Source organism: Pseudomonas sp. SM4 (genome assembly GCF_051913165.1).
Taxonomy (GTDB): domain Bacteria; phylum Pseudomonadota; class Gammaproteobacteria; order Pseudomonadales; family Pseudomonadaceae; genus Aquipseudomonas.
In genome coordinates this window covers 380,092-391,805 of record NZ_JBODOE010000002.1, presented here as the reverse complement: position 1 = coordinate 391,805, position 11,714 = coordinate 380,092, and the positions used below count along the sequence as shown (strand labels likewise).

The window sequence follows — 11,714 nt, the reverse complement described above, 5'->3', positions numbered from 1 at the left end:
TTCCTTACTTGCCAAACGTCACGTTGATGCCGGTGTACACCACGAACTGCGGCAGTCCGTCGCCCTTGCGGTCAACCGTCCACTGCGGCTCGACGAAGGCGTTGAGAATGTTGCTGCCAGCCTTCCACGCCTTGCCGACACCGAGGCCGATCGGGATGTAGTGGGTGTCGTTTTTCAGGTCGAAGGTCCAGGTGCCGGTGGAGCGCAGGTACCAGCCTTTTTCCAAGTTATGGATGATGAACGGCTGCATCGTTGCGCTCTCGACGTGCGGGCGGTCATTGTCGCCAGCGAAGGAGCTTTGATATTGCACAAGGGCGCCGAGCAGACCGCGCGGCGAGGCATCGATGGCCACGGCGGCGAGGCCACCTTGCCATTTGCCGGTGCCAAGTTCGTCCTGTTCGGCGGTTGGCGCCGTGATCAGCGGGCCGATACCCAACTGCACGCCTTCGGTTTTCAGAATGAAGATGTCGAACAGGTTCAGATCGCCGATGCCGGTGCTGTAACCGTTGTGCGGATCGGGTCGGGTGCTGATCGGCAGCGTCGCGCGGACCAGTTGCGGCACGCCGATGAAATCGCTCGGCGCGATCGGCAAGGTGCCGCGCAGCAACACGTCATTGCTGTGCGCGTTGCTGTCGTAGAGTTTGGGGGTGTAGTAGTCCTGCAGATTGGCGCCCGGCGCCACGTTGAGCGGGTTGTTGCTTTTATTGGAGTCCTCGGCGTTATCCGCCTGCGCGCAGCAAGCAGCCGCTAGCGAACTCGCCAGAAACAGAGTCTTCCCCACTCGATTGCACTTCATCCCCGATTCCCTGGTGGCTTTTGGACAGCTCGGCACTTCTCGGCCGTAGGGCGTAATCCCTTGCTTATCAAGCCTGTAGGACACGTCTGAATGACGCTAGCAGCTAATCGGGAGTTAGCCAGTCGAATGGATTAATTCTTTGGTTTTGTGTGCGGGTTCACAATCAAATTGTGTACATAAAAAATATCCCTGTAGGAGCTGCCGAAGGCTGCGATCTTTTGATCTGTTGTTAAAGATAAAAAGGTCAAAAGATCGCAGCCTTCGGCAGCTCCTACAGGGAGAGTCATGTGTTTTTCTTGGCTTGTTCGCGGATGCGTTCTTCTTGTGCACGAGCCTCAGGGGTGAATTCGGCGCCGAAGTCTTCGGCGGAGAATATCTGGCGGATTTCGATTTCGGATTCGGTACCAGGCATCGGGTTAGGGCAGCGCTTGACCCATTCGATGGCTTCTTCTTTCGATTTCACTTCCCAGATCCAGTAGCCGGCGACCAGTTCTTTGGTTTCGATAAAGGGGCCGTCGATGACCGTGCGTTGATCGCCGGAGAAACGTACGCGGGCGCCTTTGCTGCTGGGGTGCAGGCCATCGCAATCGACCAGAATGCCGGCCTTGGACAGTTCTTCGTTGAAATTACCCATTTCGGTAATCAATTGTTCGCTGGGCATGATGCCGGCTTCGGAATCGGCGCTGGCTTTGACAAAGATCATGAATCGCATGGCGGTTACTCCGTGGCGTGTGGGATTCGTTGGTTAGTCGAACGGGCCAGCGGTGAATCGACAGGTTCTCTAAATAAAAGATGCAAACCTGCGCTTTAACAAACTCAACCCGACACGCTGCAACTATTAATGTAGGAGCTGCCGCAGGCTGCGATCTTTTGATCTTTTCGTTAAAAACCAAGATCAAAAGATCGCAGCCTTCGGCAGCTCCTACGGGGGTGTCGGGTTGTATACAATTTTTTGTGCTGTCGCCCGACAATTTTCAAGTGGGGCATAGGTCGTCGGACAATTTCGTGGTTAACTTCGGCCTCTTGCATGCTTTCCACTCAAAACACTAGAAGGACTGAAGTCATGGCTCAAGTCACCCTCAAAGGCAATCCGGTTCAAGTCAACGGCCAATTGCCACAAGCCGGTTCCAAGGCGCCAGCCTTTTCCCTGGTTGCCGGCAATCTGTCGGACGTTACCCTGAAAGACTTCGCCGGCAAGCGCAAAGTCCTGAACATCTTCCCAAGCGTCGACACCCCGACCTGCGCGACTTCCGTGCGCAAGTTCAACGCTCAGGCCAACGAAGTGGCAAACACTGTAGTGCTGTGCATCTCGGCTGACCTGCCGTTCGCCCAAGCGCGTTTCTGCGGCGCCGAAGGCCTGGAAAACGTGCAAAATCTGTCGACCCTACGCGGCACCGAGTTCATCGAGAACTACGGCGTGGCCATCGCTGACGGCCCGCTGAAAGGCCTGACCGCCCGTGCCGTGGTGGTTCTGGACGAAAACGACAACGTCCTGCACAGCGAACTGGTCAAGGAAATCGCTGAAGAGCCAAACTACGACGCTGCTCTGGCCGTACTGAAGTAAGCTCTGCTACAACGCGTTTACAATTGTTAACGGCCTGGCCCTGTCCAGGCCGTTTTCATTTGTGTATCAGTGTTTTGCCTCACACCTTGAAACGTAAGTTGAAGGTAAATTGCCGGTAAAGCTGCTTTGCTAATTCCCCACCAGTGCTTATCGTTCAGCCTCCCGTAAAAGAAGCCCACGCGCCCAATGGTTAATCATTCCATGCAATCGTCCCCCCGCAACTCCCGTCGCTGGCTGATCAGCCTGCTTGTCTTGTTGGTTATCGCCGTCCTGTGCTGGAAATTCTGGCCTGCCGGCTCAGCCCACAAGGAGGGCGGTGAGAAAGCGGCCGCCGGGCATACCGGGCGTTCGGGCATGATGCGGCCGGGCTTCGGCGGTGGCGCCGGGCCGATACCGGTGCGCGTGGCACCGGCGGTCACTGGGGACTTCCCGCTGTATTACAAGGCGCTGGGCACGGTCACCGCACTCAACACCATCAATGTGCGCAGCCGCGTTGGCGGCGAACTGGTGAAGATCAATTTCGAAGAAGGCCAGATGGTCAAGGCCGGCGACCTGCTCGCCGAGATCGATCCGCGTCCTTACCAGAATGCCTTGCTGCAGGCTGAAGGCACCTTGCTGCAGAATCAGGCGCAACTGAAAAACGCTCAGGTCGATGTCGAGCGTTATCGCGGCCTGTTCAAAGAGGACAGCATCGCCAAGCAGACCCTGGACACCGCCGAAGCGCTGGTCGGCCAGTACCTGGGCACGGTGAAAACCAATCAGGCGGCCGTCAACGACGCCAAGCTCAATCTCGAATTCACCCGAATTCGCGCGCCGATTGCCGGTCGTGTCGGTCTGCGTCAGGTCGACGTCGGCAACCTCGTCGCGGCCAATGACACCACGTTCCTCGCAGTCATCACCCAGACCCAACCGATCAGCGTCGCCTTCACCTTGCCGGAAAACAGCCTCGAAACCGTACTCGCCCGCTACCGCAGCGGCGCGAAACTGCCGGCCGAAGCGTGGGATCGCGGCGATACCAAACTGCAAGCGACCGGCGTGCTGCAAAGCCTCGACAACCAGATTGATGTCGCCACCGGCACGCTGAAATTCAAGGCGCGCTACGAAAACCGCGATCAGTCGCTGTTCCCCAATCAGTTCGTCAACGTGCACCTGCTGGCAGACACCCTCAAGGGCGTGATTCTGGCGCCGTCCGCGGCCATTCAATTCGGCACCAACGGCACCTTCGTCTACGCGCTGGACGGCGACAAGAAAGTCACTATTCGCCAACTGAAGATCGGCGCCAGCGATGGCAATAACACGGTGGTCACCGAAGGCCTGGCTGCTGGCGACCGCGTTGTGCTCGAGGGCACCGACCGTTTGAAAGAGGGCAGCGAAGTGGAGGTGGTCAACGACAGCAACCAGGTCCCGACCACCCCGACCGAACACCTGCAGGGCAAATCGGCCGCCAACCCGACGGACGCGGCAGTGACTGACAAGGCCAAGAAGGGCGCATGAACATTTCGCGGCTGTTCATCCTCCGTCCGGTAGCCACTACCCTGAGCATGCTGGCCATCGTCCTGGCCGGCTTGATCGCTTACCGTCTGTTGCCGGTTTCGGCGTTGCCGCAGGTCGATTACCCGACCATCCGCGTCATGACCCTGTATCCCGGCGCCAGCCCGGACGTGATGACCAGCGCCGTCACCGCACCGCTCGAGCGCCAGTTCGGGCAGATGCCGGGCCTGACGCAAATGGCCTCGACCAGTTCCGGTGGCGCCTCGGTGCTGACCCTGCGTTTCAGCCTCGACATCAACATGGACGTCGCCGAGCAACAGGTGCAAGCCGCCATCAACGCGGCAACCAACCTGCTGCCGAGCGATCTGCCGGCACCGCCGGTGTACAACAAGGTCAACCCGGCCGACACCCCGGTGCTGACCCTGGCCATCACCTCGAAAACCATGCTGCTACCCAAGCTCAATGACCTGGTCGACACGCGCATGGCGCAGAAAATCGCCCAGATCAGCGGCGTCGGCATGGTCAGCATCGCCGGCGGCCAGCGTCAGGCTGTGCGGATCAAGGTCAACCCCGAGGCACTGGCGGCCAACAGCCTGAACCTGTCGGATGTGCGCACCCTGATCGGTGCCTCCAACGTCAACCAGCCGAAAGGCAACTTCGACGGCCCGACCCGGGTATCGATGCTCGACGCCAACGACCAACTGACGTCGCCCGAGGACTACGCCAACCTGATCCTTGCCTACAAGAACGGCGCACCGTTGCGCCTCAAGGATGTCGCGGAAATCGTCGATGGCGCCGAAAACGAACGTCTCGCCGCGTGGGCCAACCAGAATCAGGCCGTCCTGCTGAACATTCAGCGTCAACCGGGCGCCAACGTCATTGAAGTGGTCGACCGCATCAAGGCGTTGCTGCCGAGCATCACCGACAACTTGCCGGCCGGTCTCGATGTCACCGTGTTGACCGACCGGACGCAAACCATCCGCGCCTCGGTTACTGACGTCCAGCATGAATTGCTGATCGCCATTGCGCTGGTGGTGATGGTCACGTTCCTGTTCCTGCGCCGCGCCAGTGCGACGATTATTCCCTCGGTGGCCGTGCCGCTGTCGTTGATCGGCACCTTCGGGGTGATGTACCTGGCCGGCTTCTCGGTCAACAACCTGACCCTGATGGCGTTGACCATCGCCACTGGTTTTGTGGTCGATGACGCCATCGTCATGCTGGAAAACATCTCCCGATTTATCGAGGAGGGCGACAGCCCGATGCAGGCGGCGCTGAAAGGTGCCAAGCAGATCGGCTTCACCCTGATCTCGCTGACCCTGTCGCTGATCGCGGTACTGATTCCGTTGCTGTTCATGGCCGACGTGGTCGGGCGCCTGTTCCGCGAGTTCGCCATTACCCTGGCCGTCGCCATCCTGATTTCCCTGGTGGTCTCGCTGACCCTGACGCCAATGATGTGCGCGCGTCTGCTCAAGCGTGAACCGGAGGAACACGAACAGGGGCGTTTCTATCGCGCCAGCGGTGCGGTGATCGACTGGATGATTGCCGAATACGGGCGGATGCTGCGCTGGGTGCTGAAACACCAGCCCCTGACCTTGCTGGTGGCGATTGGCACCTTGGCATTGACCGTATTCCTTTACATGGTCGTGCCAAAGGGCTTCTTCCCGGTGCAGGACACCGGGGTGATCCAGGGCATTTCCGAGGCGCCGCAATCGATCTCCTTTGCCGCGATGGGTGATCGCCAACAGGCACTGGCGAAGATCATTCTTGAAGACCCGGCCGTGCAGAGCCTGTCGTCCTACATCGGTGTCGACGGCGATAACGCGACGCTCAACAGCGGCCGCTTGCTGATCAACCTCAAACCCCATGGCGATCGCGATCTCACGGCCAGTGAAGTCATTGCGCGGTTGCAGCCGCAAGTCGACAAACTGGTCGGTATCCGTCTGTTCATGCAGCCGGTGCAGGACCTGACCATCGAAGACCGTGTCAGCCGCACGCAGTATCAGTTCAGCATGTCTTCGCCGGATTCCGAGTTGCTCAGCCAATGGAGCGGTCGACTGGTCGAGGCGCTGGCGCAGCGCCCGGAACTGACGGACGTGGCCAGTGATTTGCAGGACAAGGGTTTGCAGGTGTATCTGGTGATTGACCGTGATGCGGCCTCGCGTCTCGGCGTGTCAGTGGCGAACATCACTGATGCGCTGTACGACGCTTTCGGCCAACGGCAGATTTCGACCATCTACACCCAGGCCAGCCAGTACCGCGTGGTGCTGCAGGCTCAGGCCGGTGAGAAGATCGGCCCGCAGGCGCTGGACCAGATTCACGTCAAGACCACGGACGGCGCGCAGGTGCGCCTGTCGAGTCTGGCCCACGTCGAGGAACGCCAGGCGCAACTGGCGATCACCCACATCGGCCAGTTCCCGGCTGTGATGATGTCGTTCAACCTTGCGCCGGGTGTGGCGCTGGGGCATGCGGTGGACGTGATCGAACAGGTACAGAAAGACATCGGCATGCCGGTGGGCGTGCAGACGCAATTCCAGGGCGCCGCCGAGGCGTTTCAGGCATCGCTGTCGAGCACCTTGCTGCTGATTCTGGCCGCCGTGGTGACCATGTACATCGTGCTCGGCGTGCTTTATGAAAGTTACATTCACCCGATCACCATTCTTTCGACGTTGCCATCGGCCGCCGTTGGCGCCTTGCTGGCGTTGCTGCTCAGCGGTAACGACCTGGGCATGATCGCGATCATCGGCATCATTCTGTTGATCGGTATTGTGAAAAAGAACGCGATCATGATGATCGACTTCGCCCTCGATGCTGAGCGCAACCAGGGCATGGCGCCGGAACAGGCGATTTACCAGGCGGCGCTGCTGCGCTTCCGGCCGATCCTGATGACCACGCTGGCGGCATTGTTCGGTGCGGTGCCGCTGATGCTGGCCACCGGTTCTGGCGCCGAGTTGCGTCAACCGTTGGGTCTGGTGATGGTCGGCGGCTTGCTGGTGAGCCAAGTGCTGACGCTGTTCACCACCCCGGTGATCTACCTGTATTTCGACCGTCTCGGCCGCCGCTTTGGCAAAACCAATGCCGACGCCGAAGAGGTCTCGGTATGACCGTGCGTACACATAACCCCTGTAGGAGTGAGCCTGCTCGCGATGAGGCCGGCACATCCAACATTTATGTGAGCAGACAAATTGCTATCGCGAGCAGGCTCACTCCTACAGGGGTGTGCGGTGAAGCTGGGGATCGCGTGCGATGAATCTGTCCGGTCCTTTCATCAAGCGCCCTGTAGCGACCATGCTCCTGAGCCTGGCAATCATGCTGCTGGGCGGTGTCAGCTTCGGCTTGTTGCCAGTGGCGCCGCTGCCGCAAATGGATTTCCCGGTGATCGTGGTGCAGGCGAGCCTGCCCGGTGCCAGTCCGGAAGTCATGGCGTCCACCGTGGCGACGCCGCTGGAACGTTCATTCGGCGCGATTGCCGGCGTCAACACCATGAGCAGCCGTTCCAGCCAGGGTTCGACCCGGGTCATCCTGCAATTTGATCTCGACCGCGACATCAATGGCGCAGCGCGTGAAGTGCAGGCCGCGATCAACGCCTCGCGCAACCTGTTGCCAAGCGGGATGCGCAGCATGCCGACCTACAAGAAGGTTAACCCGTCGCAAGCACCGATCATGGTGCTGTCGCTGACCTCGGACGTGCTGGAAAAAGGCCAGCTGTACGATCTGGCCTCGACCATTCTGTCGCAGAGCCTGTCGCAGGTGCAGGGCGTCGGTGAAGTGCAGATCGGCGGCAGTTCGCTGCCGGCGGTGCGTATCGAACTTGAACCGCAGGCGCTGAACCAGTACGGCGTGGCGCTCGATGATGTGCGCAAGACCATCGCCGATGCCAACGTACGTCGGCCCAAGGGGTCGGTCGAGGACGGTCAGCGGTTGTGGCAGATCCAGGCCAACGACCAGTTGGAGAAAGCCAAGGATTACGAATCGCTGATCATCCACTATGCCGATGGCGCCGCGCTGCGCCTGAAGGATGTGGCCAAGGTCAGCGACGGCGTCGAAGACCGTTACAACAGCGGTTTCTTCAACGATGACGCGGCCGTCTTGTTGGTGATCAACCGGCAGGCCGGTGCCAACATCATCGAGACCGTCAACGAGATCAAGGCGCAACTTCCAGCGCTGCAAGCGGTATTGCCAGCCAGTGTGAAGCTCAATCTGGCGATGGATCGCTCGCCGGTGATCAAGGCGACCCTGCACGAAGCCGAGATGACCTTGCTGATTGCCGTAGCGCTGGTGATCCTGGTGGTGTTCCTGTTCCTTGGTAACTTCCGCGCCTCGCTGATTCCGACCCTGGCCGTGCCGGTGTCGCTGGTCGGCACCTTTGCGGTGATGTACCTCTACGGGTTCTCGCTGAACAACCTGTCGCTGATGGCGCTGATTCTCGCTACCGGGTTGGTGGTCGACGACGCCATCGTGGTGCTGGAGAACATTTCCCGGCACATCGACGAAGGCGTCAAACCGATGCAGGCCGCGTACCTCGGAGCCAAGGAAGTCGGCTTTACCTTGCTGTCGATGAACGTGTCGCTGGTCGCGGTATTTTTATCGATCCTGTTCATGGGCGGGATTGTCGAGAGTCTGTTCCGTGAGTTCTCGATCACGCTGGCTGCCGCGATTGTGGTGTCGCTGGTGGTTTCCCTGACGCTGACACCGATGCTCTGCGCGCGCTGGCTCAAGCCACATACGCCGGGCCAGGAAAACCGCCTGCAACGCTGGAGCCGGCGGACCAACGACTGGATGGTCGGCAAATACGCCACCAGCCTCGACTGGGTGCTGCGCCACCGCCGCCTGACGCTGCTGAGTCTGCTGATCACCGTCGGGGTGAACGTCGCACTGTACGTCGTGGTGCCGAAAACCTTCATGCCGCAGCAGGATACCGGCCAATTGATCGGCTTTGTGCGCGGTGACGACGGTCTGTCATTCAGTGTGATGCAGCCGAAAATGGAGGTTTTCCGCCGCGCCGTGCTCAAGGACGAAGCCGTGGAAAGTGTTGCCGGGTTCATCGGCGGCACCAACGGCACTAATAACGCCTTCATGCTGGTGCGGTTGAAACCGATCAAGGAACGTCAGCTGTCGGCGCAGAAAGTCATCGAACGCCTGCGCAAGGAAATGCCCAAGGTCGCCGGTGCGCAATTGATGCTGATGGCGGACCAGGACCTGCAGTTTGGCGGTGGCCGCGAGCAGACTTCGTCGCAGTACAGTTACATCCTGCAAAGCGGTGATCTGGGTGAGTTGCGCAAATGGTACCCAAAAGTCGTGGCCGCGCTTCGGGCCTTGCCCGAACTGACCGCCATTGACGCCAAAGAAGGGGCGGGTGCGCAGCAGGTGACGTTGATTGTCGACCGTGACCAGGCCAAACGCCTTGGCGTGGACATGGACATGGTCACGGCGGTGCTGAACAACGCTTACAGCCAGCGGCAGATTTCGACGATCTACGACAGCCTCAACCAGTACCAGGTGGTGATGGAGGTCAATCCGAAATACGCCCAGGACCCGGTGACGCTCAAACAGGTGCAGGTGATCACCGCTGACGGCGCGCGGATTCCACTGTCGACCTTCGCGCATTATGAAAACAGCCTGGAAGACGACCGCGTCAGCCACGAAGGCCAGTTCGCCTCGGAGGACATTGCCTTCGACATGGCCGAAGGCGTCACGGTAGAGCAGGGCAGCGCGGCCATTGAACGGGCGATCGCCAAGGTCGGCTTGCCGGAAGATGTCATTGCGAAAATGGCCGGTACTGCCGACGCCTTCGCCGCCACTCAGAAGAGTCAGCCGTTCATGATCCTCGGTGCGCTGCTGGCGGTGTATCTGGTGCTGGGCGTGCTGTATGAAAGCTATATTCACCCGCTGACGATTCTCTCGACCTTGCCGTCGGCAGGTGTCGGGGCGCTGCTGTCGATCTATGCGTTGGGTGGCGAGTTCAGCCTGATTTCATTGCTCGGCCTGTTCCTGCTGATCGGTGTGGTGAAGAAAAACGCCATCCTGATGATCGACCTCGCCTTGCAACTGGAGCGTCATCAGGGCATGACCCCGCTGGAATCGATCCGCAGTGCCTGCCTGCAGCGACTGCGCCCGATCCTGATGACCACGCTGGCAGCGATTCTCGGCGCCTTGCCGTTGCTGCTCGGCCGCGCCGAAGGTGCGGAAATGCGTCAGCCATTGGGCCTGACGATTATCGGCGGGCTGATCTTCAGCCAGGTGCTGACGCTCTACACCACACCCGTGGTTTACCTCTATCTCGACAAGCTGCGCCATCGCTTCAACAAATGGCGTGGCGTGCGCACTGACGCCGCTCTGGAAACTCCGCTATGACTGACCGTTCGCTTATCCATCTGGCCTCTGTTCGCGGTTCGCGTCTGTTGAGCCTGTCGCTGTGCGTGGCGTTGCTCAGTGCCTGCGCTGTCGGCCCGGACTACCAGCGCCCGCAAACCGCTGAAATTGCCCAGTACAAGGAAGCCGAGGGCTGGCGTCAGGCCAATCCCAGCGATTCGCTGGCGCGTGGTGCCTGGTGGGAACTGTACGGTGATCAGCAGCTCAACGGGCTGATCGAGAAACTCAACAGCTCCAACCAGACCGTCGCGCAATCCGAAGCCCAGTTCCGTCAGGCCCAGGCGCTGGTGCGCAGTGCGCGCGGGGCGTTTTACCCGAATGTCGATCTGAGTGTGGGCAAGACCCGCTCCAGTCAGGGCACCGGCAGCAGCAGTTCGAGTTTGAGCAGTTCCTCGAGCGGGATTCGAGATACCTACAACGCGCAGTTGGGCGTCAGTTGGGAAGCTGATATCTGGGGCAAATTGCGCCGGGGACTTGAGGCGGATCAGGCCAGTGCCCAGGCGAGTTTTGCCGATCTGGCGGCGATGCGCCTGAGCCAGCAGTCGGAGTTGGTGCAGAACTACTTGCAATTGCGAGTGATCGATCAGCAGAAACGACTGCTCGAAGCCACCGTTGCGGCGTATGAACGTTCGTTGAAAATGACACAGAACCAGTACCGCGCCGGTGTTTCCGGGCGAGACGCGGTGGCCCAGGCGCAAACCCAGCTGAAAAGCACCCAGGCTGATCTGGTCGATCTGATCTGGCAGCGCGCGCAGTTCGAGAACGCGATTGCCGTGCTGACCGGGCAAGCCCCGGCGGGTTTCAATATCGCCGAAACGCAGAACATTCCCAACCTGCCACAAGTGCCGTTGAGTCTGCCTTCGCAACTGCTCGAACGGCGTCCCGACATCGCCTCGGCCGAGCGTTCGGTGATTGCGGCCAATGCCAATATCGGGGTGGCGAAAGCGGCGTATTACCCCGACCTGTCGCTGAGTCTGAGCGGCGGTTACAGCAGCAGTACCTCAAATGACTTGATCAGTTTGCCCAACCGTTTCTGGTCGGTCGGGCCCAAGCTGGACTTGCCGCTGTTCGACGGCGGCATTCGTTCGGCGGAGGTTGACCGGACCGAAGCGGTGTATGACCAGACCGTGGCCAAGTATCGCCAGACCGTGCTCGATGGTTTCCGCGAGGTGGAAAACTACCTGGTGCAGCTCAAGGTGTATGAAGACGAAGCGGCGGTGCGCCAGGAAGCGCTCGACGCGGCGCGTGATTCGCTGCGTCTGACGGAAAACCAGTACAAGGCTGGATTGATTGCCTACATCGACGTGGTCGTGGTGCAAGCCACGGCATTGAGCAACGAGCGCAGCGTGCTGAACATCCTGCAAAGCCGCCTGATCGCCAGCGTGCAACTGATCGCCGCATTGGGCGGTGGTTGGGACGGGCAACTGGATGTGAGCGACTCCAAGTGACGATAACCTCCCTTTAGAACCTGCCGCAGGCTGCGAGATCAAAATC

At 60.0% G+C, this 11,714-nt stretch carries 7 protein-coding genes; 5 read left to right on the top strand and 2 right to left on the bottom strand.

The genetic code is table 11. The features are described from left to right. Positions 1-4 precede the first annotated feature (4 nt). Together ACQ4MY_RS04700 and ACQ4MY_RS04695 are read right to left on the bottom strand one after the other, a co-directional pair. A complete protein-coding gene (locus tag ACQ4MY_RS04700) occupies positions 5-796 on the bottom strand; it encodes a hypothetical protein (protein ID WP_440094023.1) in 792 nt (263 codons plus the stop codon). 283 nt (positions 797-1,079) lie between these two features. Then, positions 1,080-1,508: a YciI family protein gene (locus tag ACQ4MY_RS04695; RefSeq protein ID WP_008079293.1), complete on the bottom strand. Its 429-nt coding sequence runs from the start codon at positions 1,506-1,508 to the stop codon at positions 1,080-1,082. A gap of 351 nt (positions 1,509-1,859) precedes the next feature. Here ACQ4MY_RS04695 and tpx point away from each other — a divergent pair, with 351 nt between their 5' ends. The 5 genes from tpx (at position 1,860) to ACQ4MY_RS04670 (ending at position 11,668) form a co-directional block, all read left to right on the top strand. After that, complete coding sequence (gene tpx, locus ACQ4MY_RS04690) at positions 1,860-2,360, top strand: thiol peroxidase (protein WP_440094021.1); 501 nt, start codon at positions 1,860-1,862, stop codon at positions 2,358-2,360. 186 nt (positions 2,361-2,546) lie between these two features. Then, complete coding sequence (locus ACQ4MY_RS04685; RefSeq protein WP_008086448.1) at positions 2,547-3,854, top strand: MdtA/MuxA family multidrug efflux RND transporter periplasmic adaptor subunit; 1,308 nt, start codon at positions 2,547-2,549, stop codon at positions 3,852-3,854. Continuing rightward, positions 3,851-6,952: an MdtB/MuxB family multidrug efflux RND transporter permease subunit gene (locus ACQ4MY_RS04680; protein ID WP_440094020.1), complete on the top strand. Its 3,102-nt coding sequence runs from the start codon at positions 3,851-3,853 to the stop codon at positions 6,950-6,952. Before ACQ4MY_RS04685 ends, ACQ4MY_RS04680 begins: the two co-directional genes overlap by 4 nt. A gap of 142 nt (positions 6,953-7,094) precedes the next feature. Beyond that, positions 7,095-10,202, top strand: coding sequence for an efflux RND transporter permease subunit (locus tag ACQ4MY_RS04675; protein WP_440094018.1), 3,108 nt, complete (start codon positions 7,095-7,097; stop codon positions 10,200-10,202). After that, positions 10,199-11,668, top strand: coding sequence for an efflux transporter outer membrane subunit (locus ACQ4MY_RS04670; RefSeq protein WP_440094017.1), 1,470 nt, complete (start codon positions 10,199-10,201; stop codon positions 11,666-11,668). The genes ACQ4MY_RS04675 and ACQ4MY_RS04670 overlap by 4 nt, the downstream gene beginning before the upstream one ends. The last annotated feature ends 46 nt before the right edge of the window (positions 11,669-11,714 follow it).